Below are 15773 nucleotides of genomic sequence, written 5' to 3' on the forward strand. Positions count from 1 at the left end.
TGCGGAACAGGGAGGCGCCCTCGCGCTCCAACCGCGGCCCGAGGAGGCCAAACCGGGCTCATTGGCCGACTTCCGCCCGCCCAGCGTGCCGCTGACCACACTCGGGCTGGCGTTGGCCAGCTTCATGCAGGTGCTGGACACCACCATCGCCAACGTTTCGCTGGCGACGATTTCCGGCAACCTCGGCGGCAGCGCCAATCAAGCCACCTGGGTGATCACGTCCTTCGCAGTCAGCACCGCGATTGCCCTGCCGTTGACCGGCTGGCTGGCGCGCCGATTCGGTGAGCGCAAGCTGTTCATGTGGTCCACCCTGGGCTTCGTGTTCGCCTCGTTCCTGTGCGGCTTGGCGCACAGCATGGGGCTGTTGGTCATGGCTCGCGCACTGCAGGGCTTGATCGCCGGCCCAATGTACCCGGTCACCCAAGCGCTGCTGCTGTCGATCTATCCGCCGGCCAAGCGCGGCCACGCGATCGCGTTGCTGGCAATGGTGACGGTGGTCGCGCCGATCGCCGGGCCGATCCTGGGCGGCTGGATCACCGACAACTACAGCTGGGAATGGATCTTCTTCATCAACATCCCGATCGGCATCTTCGCAAGCACCGTGGTCGGCTCCCAGCTCAAGGGCCGCCCGGAAAAGCTCGAAACGCCGAAGATGGACTACATCGGATTGGCCTCCCTGGTCTTGGGCGTCGGTGCACTGCAAATCCTGCTGGACCTCGGCAACGACGAGGACTGGTTTTCCTCCCAACTCATCGTGGTCCTGGCCATCGTCGCCGTCATCGGCCTGGCGGTGTTCGTGATCTGGGAGCTGACCGACGATGACCCGATCGTCGACCTGCGCCTGTTCCGCCACCGCAACTTCGCCACCGGCACGCTGGCCATGGTGCTGGCCTACGGCGCATTCTTCAGCGTCGGCATCCTGGTGCCGCTCTGGCTGCAGTACGACCTCGGCTATACCGCGATCTGGGCAGGATTCGCGACCGCGCCGATCGGCCTGCTGCCGATCCTGCTGACCCCGTTCATCGGCAAGTACGCCAATCGCTTCGACCTGCGCCTGCTCGCCAGCTTCGCCTTCATCGCGATGTCGCTGACCAGCTTCCTGCGCTCGGGCTTCAGCCTCGACGTCGATTTTTCCCACGTCGCCTGGGTGCAATTCCTGCAGGGCCTGGGGGTGGCGCTGTTCTTCATGCCGGTGCTGCAGATCCTGCTGTCGGACCTGGAGTTACACGAAATTTCCGCCGGCTCCGGGCTGATGACCTTCCTGCGCACCCTTGGCGGCAGTTTCTCGGCCTCACTGACGACCTATGCCTGGACCTCGCGCGGCGCCATCCACCATGCCCGGATGACCGAACACGTCTCGACGCTGGATCCGGCAACCCTGCAGCAGGTGGCCGCCTACGGCGGTGGTGACCTCCAGCGCGGTGCCGCTGTTGTCGAGATGATGATCTCCAACCAGGCTGCGCAGATCGCCTTCAACGAAATCTTCCACTTGCTCGGCCTGCTGTTCCTGGCCGTCATCGCTTTTGTCTGGTTCGCCAAACCGCCGTTCGGTGCCAAGGGCAGTGCGCCTTCAGGCGGCCATTGACGTTCAATCCTCGGGGACGTGAATGGTTTCCTTCGTGTGCTTGAGGCCGGCCACGATCGTGAACGTCATGATCACCAGCAGCAACCAAGAACTCCATTTGCCCAGGGCTGCGCAGAACATGTCCGGCGAACAGGCAGGCGCGCGCTTCCTTCATCCCGAACCAGAGCAATTCGCGCAGGCGCGGTGGCAGCCACGCCAACGCCGCAGCAGGCGGAGCCAGCAGCCAGGCATCGAGCACGCCCAGCCAAGCGCCCGGGCCGCGCCAGCGCGTCCGGGCAAGCGCGGCGGCTTCGCTCACGCCTGCTCCAACGCCTCGGCCAGGCGCTCCACGCCGATCACCGCCATGCCCTTGTAGCTGCCGGATTTCGGCGCATTGGCCTTGGCCACGATCGCCCGCTTGAAGCCATGCGTTGCCGCCTCTTTCAGGCGCTCCTCGCCATTGGGCACCGGGCGGATTTCGCCGGACAGCCCGACCTCGCCGAAGGCCACGGTCTTCTCCGGCAACGGCGCGTTGCGCAGGGACGACAGCACCGCCAACAGCACCGGCAGATCGGCTGCAGTTTCCTGCACGCGGATGCCGCCGACCACGTTCACGAACACGTCCTGATCGCCCACCACCACCCCGCCGTGGCGGTGCAGCACCGCCAGCAGCATCGCCATCCGATTGCCTTCCAGCCCCACCGCTACGCGGCGCGGATTGGACAGCGGCGAAGCATCGACCAGCGCCTGCACTTCCACCAGCAGCGGGCGGGTGCCCTCGCGGGTCACCATCACGCAGCTGCCCGGCTGCGGCGTGCTGGCGCCGGACAGGAAAATGGCCGACGGGTTGGCCACCTCGCGCAGGCCGCGGTCGGACATCGCGAACACGCCCAGCTCGTTGACCGCGCCGAAGCGGTTCTTGAACGCCCGCAGCACCCGGAAGCGGCTGCCGGAATCGCCTTCGAAATACAGCACCGCATCGACCATGTGCTCGAGCACGCGCGGGCCGGCGATGCCGCCCTCCTTGGTGACGTGCCCAACCAGGAACACCGCGGTGCCGGTTTCCTTGGCGTAGCGCACCAGTCGCGCTGCCGATTCACGCACTTGCGACACCGAACCCGGCGCGGCGGTCAGGGTCTCGGTCCACAGGGTCTGGATCGAATCGGCGACCAACAGCCGTGGCTTGGCGGCAATGGTGTGTTCGAGGATGCGCTCCACGCAGGTCTCGGCCAGTGCCTGCAGGCCCTCCAGCGGCAAGCCCAGCCGCTGTGCGCGACCAGCGACCTGCGCCAGTGATTCTTCGCCGGTGACGTACAGCCCATGCAAGGCCGGTGCCATCTGCGCCAGGGCTTGCAACAACAGGGTCGACTTGCCGATCCCCGGATCGCCGCCCACCAGCACCACCGCGCCTTCCGCCAGCCCGCCACCTAGCACGCGGTCGAACTCGCCGATGCCGGTCGATGCCCGCGCCTGTTCATCGGTGCGTACGTCCGCCAGCGGCGTCACCTTCGGCGCGTCCACCTTGCCCGCCCAGCCGCTGCGCCGCGCCGCCGGTGACTTCGCCTGCGCGGCGGATTCCAGCGCGATTTCCGCCAGCGTATTCCATACCCCGCAGGCCTCGCACTGGCCCTGCCACTTGGCGTATTCGGCTCCGCACTCGGCGCAGACGTAGGCAGTACGATGCTTTTGCCGTAACGAACTGGCGGCGGGCTTGGCCATCGAGGCAACCGGAATCAGGGAATCGCCATCTTACTGGAGGTGCAGCTGGCCGCCGAAAGCGCTGGCGCACTGGCACTGGCGGCCAGCAAGCGCGTCGCGGGCAAGTGCAAATGCGCGTTGGTGTCGCGTATCAATCTCGACACCTGCGTCCTGGCGGTCCTGCTTGCCGAGGACCGGCCGCGGGTGCAGCGGAAACCACGCCAACACACGCAGGAAAATCATTTCAAGCAGGCGGCTTCGTACGCTTGCAAGCAGGCCCACCGCGCCAACTGCGGACCCGCACAATCGACGGTCCTCGGCACGTCCCGACGGAAACTGACCCGTGAGGCCACCCCTTGATCTTCCGACGTGCGACCAAGCGGCCCCGACGCGGCCGAACAGCGCACTCGGCAGCGGCCTCAGCGTCGATGCCCACGACTCCATCCTGTCCCCAAACCAACCAAGGCCTTCCTGCGCAACCGGGACGAATTTGTCTTGCAATCGCCAGCCAGCGGCAGTAGAACCGAACTTGGCGTTCAGGGGGACGCGACGCCAGCCACACGGCATGACCTTGCGCACCCGCTTGACCGACGCCCATGTCTGCTCCAACGCCTGACCCGCCGTCGTCACCACCGGCCTCGACCACAGGACGGCACATCCGCGCACTGTTCATGGCCGACAGCTTCACCCAGGTGGTGCGCGTCGCGGAGGCGATGCTGGAGACCGTGGTCGTGGGTGCCGAGGTGGCGCTGTGGTGGACGTTGCGGCCCGGCATCCCGCTGGTATCCAAATTGCATTGCGCGCCGCGCGACGGCCGGCCGTGGGCCGACCCGCAGCAGGCGTGCGAAGCCATGCGTGCAGGAACAATGCTGCGAGGCACGCCGGACAGCGTGGGAAAAGCCATCTGGTCACTGCCCGTGCAGGGTCACGGCGGTGGTCAAGCCGTCCTGCAGCTCCGGGCCGATGCAAGCGTTTTCCCGCGCATGGAAGGCGATGCCGCCCTGGTGCAGTCGGTGGAGCTGGTCGCACGCCGGGTGGAGACCCTGATCGAGATGCGCCTGCTCAAGCGTTCGGTGCGGCGCCATGAACGCTCCGAGCGCGTGCAGAAAGCGCTGTTCCGGATCGCCGACCTCTCCAATTCCGAAATCCGCCTCGACGAGTTCTACGCGGCGGTGCATGCGGAGATCGGACAGCTTTTGTACGCGAAGAATTTCTTCATTGCGCTGTTGGTGGAGAACGACACGGCGTTCGACTTCCCGTACGCCGTGGACGAATACGATGACCGGGAGACGTATTTCCAACGCAAGCCGATCGGCCACGGCTCCACTGCTTACGTGCTGCGCAAGGGCAAGCCCCTGTTGATGGATGCCGCGACCAGCACCCGGCTGGCCGAGGCCGGCGAGATCGATCTCATTGGATCACCAGCGCATGCCTGGATGGGTGTCCCGTTGGAAGTCGATGGTCGCGTCAAAGGCGTACTGGTTGTGCAGAGCTATACCAAAGGCATCGGTTACGGGCTGCTTGAACTGGAATTGCTCGCCTTCGTTGCCCAGCACATTGCCGCTGCCCTGCAACGCAGACAAGCGGCGGATTCATTGAAGGCAGCCTATGCCGACCTGCAAGACCAGATCGAGGAACTGCACCGCACCCAGGACGAGTTGATCGAAAACGAGAAGATGGCCTCACTTGGACGCCTGGTCGCGGGCGTGGCGCACGAGATCAATACCCCTCTGGGCATCGGCGTGACTGCCGCATCGCATCTGGACGAAATCTTCATCAAGATCGAACGAAGCATGCAGGCAAATGAATCGCCGGAGACCGCCAAATCGCTGGCCAGCGCTCGTCGCTGCGTGCAACTGATCCTCAGCAATCTCGACAAGGCCGCGCAACTCGTCCGAAGCTTCAAGCAGGTCGCGGTGGACCAGACCAGTGAAGTGCGGCGAGTCGTGACGATGAGTGCCTTCCTGAACGAGGTGCTGACCTCCCTGCACCCCCGATTGAAAGCCACCCGGCTCCGGGTGGAAATCGACTGCGACGAAACGTTGGAAATGGACACCCTTCCGGGGGCGCTCTACCAGATCATTTCCAACCTCGTCCTCAACTCCGTCGTGCATGCCTTCGACGATGGCCAGGCCGGACAGATCCGGGTCAGCGCCGCCCACATCAGCGATGGCTTCGAAATCGCTGTCAGCGACGACGGCAAGGGCATGCCGGAAGACGTGCGCCTGCGCGTGTTCGAACCGTTCTTCACCACCCGCAGGGGCAGCGGCGGAACCGGCCTTGGCCTGCATCTGGTATACAACCTCGTGGTCAAGCTCTTGGGCGGCACGATCGGCTGCACGAGTATCCAAGGCGAAGGCACGCGATTCGTGATCAGGTTGCCATCCACCGCCACCAGCATCGAAGCCATCGACCCTGCCCAACTTCCACCCGCACCGCAGACAGGATTGCAGACCTCATGATCCCCGCCGAAACATGGAAAGTCCTTGTCGTCGACGACGAACCCGAAGTGCGGGAGGTGTCGCGGATCGTGCTGGAAGACATGCAGTTCGATGGCCGCAATCTGGAAATCATCGAGGCAGCTTCTGGCGACGAGGGCTACGAATTGCTGATGCTCCACAGGGACGTCGCATTGATGATCGTGGACGTGGTGATGGAAACCGAGCACGCCGGCCTCGACCTGGTTCGCCGGGTCCGCGAGGAACTCGGCAATCGGCTCATTCGCATCGTGTTGCGCACTGGTCATCCGGGGCAAGCGCCCGAGCGCGAGGTGATCCGAAGCTTCGACATCAATGACTACAAGGAAAAGACCGAGCTGACCTCACGCAAGCTCGAAACCACGGTGTACGTTGCCCTGCGTGGCTACCGCGACCTGGCCATCATCGATGCCGCGCGACGCGGCCTCGAGCGCGTGGTGGAAGCATCCACGCAGATTCATTCCCGCCCCAAGAGCCACGAATTCGCATCGGCGGTGCTTGCCCAGCTCTCCGCGCTGACCGGGCTGGAAAGCAATGCGCTGTACTGCACCATCCCAAAGGCGAACCACGCCGCCACCGCGCCCATCCGAGTCACAGCAGCCACCGGGAGTTTCGAGTCTTTCGTCAGCCAGCCGGTTGAATCGAGTCTGCCGGAATCGATGCTGCACAGCTTCAATATCGCATTCGAGAACAAGAACCATGTGTTCAATGGCGACCACTACGTCCTGTATTTCGCGGATTCCAGGGATTCGGAAAACCTCTTGATCGTTTCCGGCTCAACGCATCTCTCCGATCTCGACCTGGACTTGGTCAAGGTGTTCTGCACCAACGTCGGGATTGCATTCGAGAACCTGCACTTGCACCGCGACCTGCTGGAAGCGCAGTTGGAGATGGTCTGCCTGCTCGCCGGCGCGGTGGAGACCCGATCGAAGGAAACCTCGAGCCACGTCAAGCGGGTGGGTCGCCTGGCGGAGTTCCTTGCGCGCAGGCTGGGCCTGGATGAACGCACCACCGAAGCATTGCATTTTGCCGCGCCCTTGCACGACATCGGCAAGATCGCGATCCCCGACGCCATCCTCAACAAGCCGGGCAAGCACACCCCCGAGGAGGCCGCAATCATGCGCACGCATGCGGCCCGCGGCGCGCAGATGCTTGCGGGATCCAGCCTGCCGATGATCCGGATTGCCGCCGAAATCGCGGAGAGCCACCACGAGAACTGGGATGGCAGCGGCTACCCCAAGGGACTTGCCGGCGAGGACATCCCACTCAGTGGCCGGATCGCAGCCTTGGCCGACGTCTTCGATGCCCTCGGCAGCCGGCGCTGCTACAAGGAGCCCTGGCCCGTCGACGACATCGTCGCATTCATCAGCAATGAACGCGGGCGCAAGTTCGAACCACGCTTGGTGGACCTGCTGCTCGCCGACCTTGATGACGCCCTGCAGATCCGCGTCGAATTGCCGGATTGACGCAGCGTTCGCCAAACCGCGCACAGACCAGCAACACGCCTGTTGTCAGCCCACGTCGAACCCGGCGCAGGCCCGGGCTCGACTCACGCGAATCAATCACTTGCATGATCGGTTCGTGGCCAGCCATCCACGGATGGTTGGAGTCTCTGAATTTTTCAGCGGCTCACTGGGGCTGCGCTGAACAAGTCCATCCAGGACGTGTCAGCGCACGCACCGTCCATGGTCGGTGGACAACGCCAACTAAATCAGCGTTGCTCTAGATCGACACAATGGATCGACGCCGATCGCCGTCATGCGCCTGCAAGACAACCCGAGCTACCCTCGCAACATGGATGGATGGCCACCGTATCGGGAAATTCAAGTCTCCATGGTGGTTGCACCTTGACCCCGATCCAGAATGTCGTGCGTTCGTCCTTGCAAGGCCTGCGCACACGGCCAGTTCATGTTCTCTGCCATGCTCCACCCTGGTCCGTCACGAGGACAACAATGAAGACCACGCCTGCAGTTTCCGCCCTCGCCCTTGCACTCGCCTGCGCGATGGGCGCCAGCAATGCCAACGCACAAGTCCAACCGATCCGCGTCGACGGCGACGTGCAATCCAGCGTTACCCAGCTTGGCTGGACCGTGGATGGCCCATTTGCACTGCGCCGGATCGAATTGGTGGTGCGCAACCCGCACGATCGCCCACTGGAAGCGACCGTGCGGCTGCCGCTGGCCGCCAACGAACGCCTGCGTGGGTACGCGCTGGATGTCGAAGGCCGGATGCGCGACGCGGTGCCGGTGGAACGGGTGCAGGCGCGGGTCGCCTTCGAGGAGGTCGAGCGCCGTGGCGTCGATCCGGCGCTGGCCGAAAAGGACGCCGACAACAGCTACCGCATCCGCGTGTTCCCGGTGCCGGCCCACGGCGAGCGACGGGTGCGGATCGAGGTGGCCAGCCTCGGCGAGCGCCGCGCCTGCGGCTGGGAGCACACGCTGGCTGGCGGTCTTCCGGCCAGCAGCACACTGCAAGCCTCTGCAACGGTATCCTTGATGCTGGCGCACGGCGGTGACGCCGGCCTGGCCTGGACACGCAGGGGCAATGGCTACACCACGCAGTGGGCCGCATCCGGCGCGCGGGGCGCCCGCACCGTCTGCATCCATGCACCAGCAGGTGATGCCGCCTTCGTGTCCCGCTTCGACGACGGCCTGCAGATGCATTGGCTGGAAGTTCCGGTCACGCACGCACGTGCGACCACCGCCACAGCATTTCCGAGCCGGCTGGAAATCGTCTGGGATGCGTCCTACAGCATGCTCGGCAAGGACCGTCGCGCCGAACTGGAACTGCTGGCGAACTACCTGCGCGGGCACCCGGTCGACCTGACCCTGCGCATCCTGCGCGAATCGGTGCAGACCACGCGGCTGCGCATCGCCACGCCATCCGATATCGACGCGCTCATCGCGCGCTTGCGCGCCGAACAGGCCGACGGCGCCACCGCGCTCACCGCGTGGCAGGCCGATCCACGCGCCGAACGCGTGCTGGTGTTCAGCGATGCCGTCGCCACCCTGCCCGGTCCAACACCGGCGAACGCCCATGTGCCGGTGTTCGTGATCTCGCGCGGTATCGGCAACCCGGCGCTGGCGCGCTGGCTCACCCGATCCGGCGGCCAGGTGCTGGACCTTTCCACCACATCCGGCGATGCGGCGTTGCGCGCCTTGACCGATGCCCCGGCACTGTCTGCCCGGCTCGGACCTCTGGATGGCAACTGGCACCTGGAGCGCGTCGCCGCCAACAGCGGCGCGCTGCGCGGCTGCCATGTCGCCAACGCACCATCCACGCCGCCACAACTCCGACTCATGCAGCGCAGTGCATCCGGCACCACGATTCGCAGCCACGGCAGCGACAACGCACGCACGTCCGAATTGGCCGCGTTCTGGTGCGCCACCTGGCAGGCCGAGGACCTGGAAGCGCAGCCCGAGCACAACCGCACCCAACTGGCCGAACTCGGCCAGCGCTTTGGCGTGCCCAACGCCGAAACCAGCCTGCTGGTGCTGGAAACCGATGCCGACTACATCCGCAACGGCATCCTGCCGCCCGAAGCCGACGCCAGCCTGCATGCCGAGGTCATGGCGGCACGCGCGGCGGCAGAAGCGGACAAGGCCAAGGCCTGGGCCGACAACCGCGTCGCCATCGCCGCCGGCTGGCAGGCGCGCATCGATTGGTGGAACACGCGCTTCCCGAAGGACGCGCCACCTGCCCCGAAAATTGCCGGTGAAGGCGACGAAGCCCCAACCGGCGACGCCGCGATGCGCCGCGAAGAGCGCAATCAGGAGTATTCGCAACTATCTTCAGTCATCCCCCCACCGTCACCGCCACCACCCGCGCCATCAGCGATGGCCGCTGCCGACGCGGCACCCATGGAAGCCCCACTGGCTGACGCAGCCCAACCGCCAGCGTATCGCTCCAATGCGGTGGCCCTCAACGCACCCGGAACGGCTACTGCCAACGCTGCCTCGCCAGCGATCACCATGCAGTTGCAGGCGTTGGCGATGGATTCCCCCTACATCGCGCAGTTGCAGACGGCGCAGGACGCCACCACGCTCTATCAGCGCTACCTTGACCTGCGCAGCCAATATGGCCAGAGTCCGGCCTTCCATTTCGACATGGCCCAGCGCCTGTTCGAATTGCACGACCCGGTGCTGGGCTGGCGCGTGCTCAGCAATCTCGTCGAGTTGATGCCGACCCAGCAGGCTGCATTGCGGCTGGTGGCCTATCGCTTGCAGGAAGCCGGCATGCAAGCACAGGCGATTGCACTATTGCGCAGGATCGTCCTGATCGCGCCGGATGAGCCGCAATCATTCCGCGACCTCGCCCTCGCGCTGTCGTCACCCGCCACCTGCCGAGAAGCGCTGGACCTGTTCCAGCACGTCGTCGACTCGCCGTGGGATTCGCGGTTCGCCGACATCGGCCTGATCGCGCTGGCCGAACGCAACGACCTGCGCACGCGCTGCCCGAATGCGTCGATCCGCGATGCTGGCGAGCCCACCGCGCTGGCCCTGCCGGTCGGCCTGCGCGTGATCCTGCGCTGGGACCTCAACGACACCGACATCGACCTGCACGTGACCGATCCGAACAACGAGGAGGTCCATTACGCGCACCGCAGCAGCTATCAGGGTGGCGCGCTGTCGCGTGACTTCACCGGCGGCTACGGCCCGGAGGAATTCATCCTGCGTGACCCCAAGCCCGGTGACTACCAAGTCTCGGTGGTCTATTTCGGAAGCCGGCTGGCGCAGTTGGCGCGTGGAGCCACCATCAACATCAGCCTTCAGACCGGCTTTGGTACTCCGGGCGTGAAACAACAGACGATCAGCATGCGCTTGCTGGAACGCACCGGGAACGTGCTGGTGGGCCGCTTCCATGTCACCGCCAATGGCCAACTCGAGGTGGCCCCGGCACCTGCCGGGCCAGACACCGCCGACTGATCTGGCGCATGCGCCGCCCCGGTCACGCGGGGCGGCCATCCGCCTCAGCCGAACGGCTGCTCGATCGACGGGCTCGGCGCCGTGAACCAGCGCCCACCGGCATCCGTGGTCACCATGCAATCTTCCAGCCGCACCCCGAATTCGCCCGGGATGTAGATGCCGGGCTCGTCGCTCATCACCATGTTGGCAACGATGGGTTGCTCGCTGCCGCCGACGGCGTAGTACCACTCGTGCATGTCCATGCCGATGCCGTGGCCGAGCCGATGGCTGAAATAGGTGTAGCCGGGGCCGAACCCTGCCTCGACGATCACCTTGCGCGCGGCGGCATCGATGTCGCCCATCTTGCCACCGGTGCGCGCCGCATCGCGGGCGGCAACCTGCGCCTTTTGCACCAGCGCGAACACCCGCTTCATCTTGTCGCTGGCCTTGCCCAGCACGAAGGTGCGGGTCATGTCGCTGGTGTAGCCGTGGACCTGGCAGCCGTCATCGAGGATGACCACCGTGCCCTCTTCGATCTTCTGCGGCTCGCGCGAACCGTGCGGCTGCGCGGAATATTTGCCGACGTTGACCGAGACGTCGCCGCGCACGCCCATCCGCCCGTAGGCCATCGCCACCAGCGCCTGCACGTCCTGCTGGGTCATCCCCGGCTGCAGGGCCTGCCAGACAGCGTGGTAGCAAGCCAGGGTGGCGTCGTTGGCGATCTGCAGCAACGCCAGTTCCGCCTCGGATTTCACTGCCCTGCATCCAGCGATGACCGGGGTCGCATTGACCAGATGCAACTGTGGTGCCGCCTGGGCAATGCCATCGGCCATGAAGTACGGCACCCGTTCCTCGATGCCCAGCGTGCCGGTGGCAACCCCCTTGTCGCGCAGGGTTTGCGCGATCAGCGCGAACGGGCTTTCGTTTTCCTGCCAGGTGCGGATGTCGCTGCCAAAGCGCACCTGCTCCAGCGCCCGGCTGCGCTCGAACTCGGGGGTGATGTAGATCGGATCGCCGCTGCGGGTCAGCAGCACGCCGGCGGTGCGCTCGCTGCCCCACCAGCTCAGGTCGACGAAGTATTTCAGCGTGGTGCCGGAACCAATGAACACCGCGTCCATGCCCTGTTCGGCAAGCAAGCGCTGCGCCTTCGCCAGCCGCGCGCGGTACTCGTCATCGCCGATCGCCACCGCCTTGCCCATGACCGGCTGCAGGGCAGCAATCGAGGGCGGCAACCGTGAAGCGCCCGGCAGGTCCTGTGCCGCCGCGCGACCGGCCACGCCCAGCCCCAGCGCCGCGACCGCAGACATCCCGAGGAAACGCCTCCGGTCGGGCGCACCTGGACCGTGTGTCGTCATCGTCCGATCTCCATTCCAGTTTGCATTCCGTCGTCAGCATGCGCCCTGAACGAAGGAGCGGGAATCTGCCGAAGGTCACCATGTCGCAGCCGCCCTGCCCGTGGCCAATGCCGCTGGCTTGGGGCTGCAACAGCCCACCGCTCGACAATACAAGTTCAGGCGAAGAGACGAGCGCGGTCAGCGCAACGTCCGGTTGATCGCTTCCAGCGCCGCGTTGCCAGGGCACAGTTCGGATTCACCCAAGCGATTGAACGGAGTGGCGACCGTGTTCAGGTGCGCATGCAGGTCGCGCGGCTCCGGGTCCACGTACAGCAGCCCCGTGGCCACCTCGCCCTCGGCCGCGGTGGTGCGCGCATAGCGAATCGCCGCGGTGCGATCACGCGCGTCGTACGTGGCCGCGAGCTTGCGCAGGCGCAGCACGGTGCCGTCGTGCTGCTCGACGTCAAGCACGCCACCGGCTTCGAAATCCACCACGATCTCATCGCGGCATGGCACGAAATCAAGCCGGTTGGCGACTTCGTTGTGATCACGCACGAACGCGTAGCTCTTGGTGCTGCCAGCGTGGTTGTTGAACGCCACGCAGGGACTGATGACGTCGATCAGCGCCGCGCCAGGATGCTGCATCGCGCCCTTGATCAGCGGAACCAGTTGGCGCTTGTCGCCAGAAAAACCCCGCGCAACGTATGTGGCGCCAAGCTGCAGCGCCAAGCCGACAAGATCCAACGGCGAATCGGTGTTGACCACGCCCTTTTTCGACACCGACCCCTGGTCCGCGGTGGCGGAGAACTGCCCCTTGGTCAGGCCATACACGCCGTTGTTCTCGACGATGTAAGCCATGTTCACACCACGCCGCAGCGCATGCACGAACTGGCCAATGCCGATCGATGCACTGTCGCCATCGCCGGACACGCCCAGGTACAGCAAGTCGCGATTGGCGAGGTTGGCGCCGGTCAACACCGAGGGCATGCGCCCGTGCACGGTATTGAATCCGTGCGAGTTGCCGAGGAAATACGTCGGCGTCTTCGAGCTGCAGCCGATGCCGGACAGCTTGGCGACCCGATGCGGCTCGATGTCCAGCTCCCAGCAGGCCTGGATGATCGCCGCGGAGATCGAATCGTGGCCGCAGCCGGCGCACAGGGTGGAGACGGCGCCTTCGTAGTCGCGGCGGGTGTAGCCGACCTTGTTGCGGGTCAGGCTGGGGTGGTGGATCCTGGGCTTGGCGAGATAGGTCATGCGACCTGTTCCTGGGTTGATGCGCAGTGCACGGGGACAGGCGCGCTGCCGGAGATCGACGCGACGATGAAGCGTGCGGTGATCGGAGTCCCGTCGTAGTGCAACACCGACACCAGTTTCGCCGGATCGGTGCCGATCTCGTTCACCAGCAATGACTTCATCTGGGCATCCCGATTTTGTTCGACAACAAACACCACATCATGTCCGGCGATGAAATCATCAACCATCTGCGGGAATGGGAATGCGCGCAGCCGCAGGGTGTCCAGGTGGATGCCCTGGGCGTCGAGCAAGCCCCGCGCCTCGGCCATCGCCGGGCTGGTGGATCCGAAGAAAATCACTCCGAGTCGGGTCGGCTGCAGCGCCCGCTCCAGCACCGGTTGTGGCACCAGGTCCTTGGCGGTGTCGAATTTCCTCAGCAGTCGCTCCATGTTGTCGATGTAATCGGCACCGCGTTCGGAATAGCGCGCATATGCATCCTTCGAAGTGCCGCGGGTAAAGTAGCTGCCGCGCGCCGGATGGGTCCCGGGGTAGGTGCGGTAGGCAATGCCATCGCCGTCGACGTCGAGGTAACGCCCAAAATCGCGTCCGGCTTCAAGATCTTCGGCAGACATGACCTTGCCGCGGTCGAGCCGGCGTGCGTCATCCCATGCGAACGGCCCGCACAGGCGCTGGTTCATGCCGATGTCGAGGTCGGTGAGCACGAACACCGGGGTCTGCAGGCGATCCGCCAGATCGAGCGCGGTGGCGGCGAACTCGAAACACTCGCGCGGGTCCTCTGGAAGCAGCAGGACGTGCTTGGTGTCGCCGTGCGAGGCGTAGGCACAGAGCAGGACATCGGATTGCTGGGTGCGCGTGGGCATGCCGGTGGACGGACCACCGCGCTGCACGTCGATCAGGGTGACGGGGATTTCGGCAAAATAGGCCAGACCGATGAATTCACTCATCAGCGAAATCCCCGGCCCGGAAGTCGTGGTGAATGCGCGGGCGCCGTTCCAGCCAGCACCGACCACCATGCCGATCGATGCGATTTCGTCTTCGGCCTGCACCACCGCATAGCGGCTGCGCCCGTTTTCGTCCTTGCGCAGCTTCGCGCAATAGCGCTCGAACGCCTCGGCGCAGGACGAGGACGGCGTGATCGGATACCACGCGCACACCGTCGCGCCGCCGTACACGCAGCCGAGCGCGGCGGCCGAGTTGCCGTCGACGAAGATGCGATTTCCCACATTGTCGGCACGGCGCACGCGCAGGCCCATCACTTCACCAATCTGCTCGCGCGCGTGGTCACGGCCGAGGTGCAGCGCTTCCCGATTCGCGGTGAGCAGTTTTTCCTTGCTGCGGTACTGCTCCCCGATCAGTTGCTCGATGACCTCGGCCTCAATGCCGAGCATTTGCGACAGCGCGCCGACGTACATGATGTTCTTGAACAGCTGGCGCTGGCGCGGGTCGGCGTAGGTCGCATTGCAGATCGCAGTGAGCGGCATGCCAACCAGCGTGATGTCGTCGCGGAACTTCGATGCCGGCAGCGGCTTGGTACTGTCGTAAAACAGGTAGCCGCCAGGCACGATGTCCGCGACGTCCGCGTCCCAGGTCTGCGGATTCATCGCCACCATCAATTCAACACGCCCACCGCGCCGGCCCAGCCAGCCCGCCTCGGTCACGCGCACTTCATACCAGGTCGGGAGCCCCTGGATGTTCGAAGGAAAGATGTTGCGTGGCGACACCGGCACGCCCATGCGCAGGATGGACTTCGAGAACAGTTCGTTTGCCGAAGCCGAGCCGGAGCCATTGACGTTGGCGAATTTGACGACGAAGTCGTTGCAGGCGGTGATCGACGGCACGGTCACTTGGCAATCTCCGGTTCGCCCATCCGGCGCAAGCCGGTAACCAGGGCAGATGATTCGCAAGACGAAACCGGAATGCGGGATTCGTCGTATCGACGGTGCGCTCGACAGCTGGCCATTGCGGAAATCACGGCGTCCCTGTCGTCGGTTCGCCACAACCTGTGCCGGCATGCGGCTGCCGGAACTGGAATTTCTGCATGTCCCAGGCGCCGGTCGGGCAACGCTCGGCACACAGGCCGCAGTGCAGGCATACATCCTCGTCCTTGACCATCACCCGCGTGGTCCGCAATTCGCCGGAGACATACAGGTCCTGGGCAAGGTTGATCGCGGGGGCGCTCAACCGCGTGCGCAGATCGTCTTCCTCGCCGTTGGCGACGAAACTGATGCTGTCCATCGGACAGATGTCCACGCAGGCATCGCATTCGATGCACAGGTTGTCGCTGAACACCGTCTGCACATCGCAGTTCAGGCAACGCTGCGCCTCCCTGAAGGCGGTTGCCGCATCAAAGCCCAATTCCACCTCGACCGTCATCGAATCGAGCTTTTTCGCCAGATCAGACCACGGCACAGCGTGGCGCTCGTCGCGCACGATCTCGTTGTCGTAACTCCACTCATGAATGCCCATTTTTTGCGACATCAAGTTCGTGGTCGGTGGAGGGCGCACGGCCGGGCTCTCGCCCGAAAGCAGCCGGTGGATCGAC

At 65.0% G+C, this 15773-nt stretch carries 8 protein-coding genes and 1 pseudogene; 4 read left to right on the forward strand and 5 right to left on the reverse strand.

From position 1 onward, the window contains the following. Nucleotides 1–21 precede the first annotated feature (21 nt). Nucleotides 22–1585, forward strand: a pseudogene (locus IT472_RS10210) (DHA2 family efflux MFS transporter permease subunit); the annotation flags it as partial. A gap of 294 nt (nucleotides 1586–1879) precedes the next feature. On the opposite strand, the gene radA reads toward IT472_RS10210, so the two are convergent. Continuing rightward, nucleotides 1880–3283, reverse strand: coding sequence for a DNA repair protein RadA (gene radA / locus IT472_RS10215; RefSeq protein WP_297181391.1), 1404 nt, complete (start codon nucleotides 3281–3283; stop codon nucleotides 1880–1882). A gap of 575 nt (nucleotides 3284–3858) precedes the next feature. On the opposite strand from radA, the gene IT472_RS10225 reads away from it, so the two are divergent. From IT472_RS10225 to IT472_RS10235, 3 genes are all read left to right on the forward strand, one after another. Next, entirely contained in the window at nucleotides 3859–5724 is a 1866-nt protein-coding gene (locus IT472_RS10225; protein ID WP_297181392.1) for an ATP-binding protein, read from the forward strand. Beyond that, nucleotides 5721–7205, forward strand: coding sequence for a DUF3369 domain-containing protein (locus IT472_RS10230; protein ID WP_297181393.1), 1485 nt, complete (start codon nucleotides 5721–5723; stop codon nucleotides 7203–7205). Before IT472_RS10225 ends, IT472_RS10230 begins: the two co-directional genes overlap by 4 nt. A gap of 486 nt (nucleotides 7206–7691) precedes the next feature. Further along, complete coding sequence (locus tag IT472_RS10235; RefSeq protein WP_297181394.1) at nucleotides 7692–10664, forward strand: VIT domain-containing protein; 2973 nt, start codon at nucleotides 7692–7694, stop codon at nucleotides 10662–10664. 44 nt (nucleotides 10665–10708) lie between these two features. Here IT472_RS10235 and IT472_RS10240 read toward each other — a convergent pair whose 3' ends face one another. The 4 genes from IT472_RS10240 to IT472_RS10255 all read right to left on the reverse strand — a co-directional run. Then, complete coding sequence (locus tag IT472_RS10240) at nucleotides 10709–11998, reverse strand: M24 family metallopeptidase (protein WP_297181395.1); 1290 nt, start codon at nucleotides 11996–11998, stop codon at nucleotides 10709–10711. Nucleotides 11999–12175: 177 nt separating this feature from the next. Beyond that, nucleotides 12176–13231 (reverse strand): 2-oxoacid:ferredoxin oxidoreductase subunit beta, encoded by a 1056-nt coding sequence (locus IT472_RS10245; RefSeq protein WP_297181396.1) that lies wholly within the window; start codon nucleotides 13229–13231, stop codon nucleotides 12176–12178. Next, complete coding sequence (locus IT472_RS10250; protein WP_297181397.1) at nucleotides 13228–15075, reverse strand: 2-oxoacid:acceptor oxidoreductase subunit alpha; 1848 nt, start codon at nucleotides 15073–15075, stop codon at nucleotides 13228–13230. The genes IT472_RS10245 and IT472_RS10250 overlap by 4 nt, the downstream gene beginning before the upstream one ends. 124 nt (nucleotides 15076–15199) lie before the next feature. Continuing rightward, nucleotides 15200–15773 (reverse strand): 4Fe-4S dicluster domain-containing protein (locus tag IT472_RS10255; protein ID WP_297181398.1); only part of this gene is annotated, 574 nt, incomplete at its 5' end.

The sequence above is a fragment of the Thermomonas sp. genome, assembly GCF_020850895.1.
Lineage (GTDB): Bacteria > Pseudomonadota > Gammaproteobacteria > Xanthomonadales > Xanthomonadaceae > Thermomonas.

Excerpts from the sequence above, each read along its gene's own strand:
- IT472_RS10245 (WP_297181396.1), bottom strand. The coding sequence starts at position 13,231 with ATGACCTATCTCGCCAAGCCCAGGATCCACCACCCCAGCCTGACCCGC.
- IT472_RS10230 (WP_297181393.1), top strand. The coding sequence starts at position 5,721 with ATGATCCCCGCCGAAACATGGAAAGTCCTTGTCGTCGACGACGAACCC.
- IT472_RS10235 (WP_297181394.1), top strand. The coding sequence starts at position 7,692 with ATGAAGACCACGCCTGCAGTTTCCGCCCTCGCCCTTGCACTCGCCTGC.
- IT472_RS10240 (WP_297181395.1), bottom strand. The coding sequence starts at position 11,998 with ATGACGACACACGGTCCAGGTGCGCCCGACCGGAGGCGTTTCCTCGGG.
- IT472_RS10225 (WP_297181392.1), top strand. The coding sequence starts at position 3,859 with ATGTCTGCTCCAACGCCTGACCCGCCGTCGTCACCACCGGCCTCGACC.
- radA (WP_297181391.1), bottom strand. The coding sequence starts at position 3,283 with ATGGCCAAGCCCGCCGCCAGTTCGTTACGGCAAAAGCATCGTACTGCC.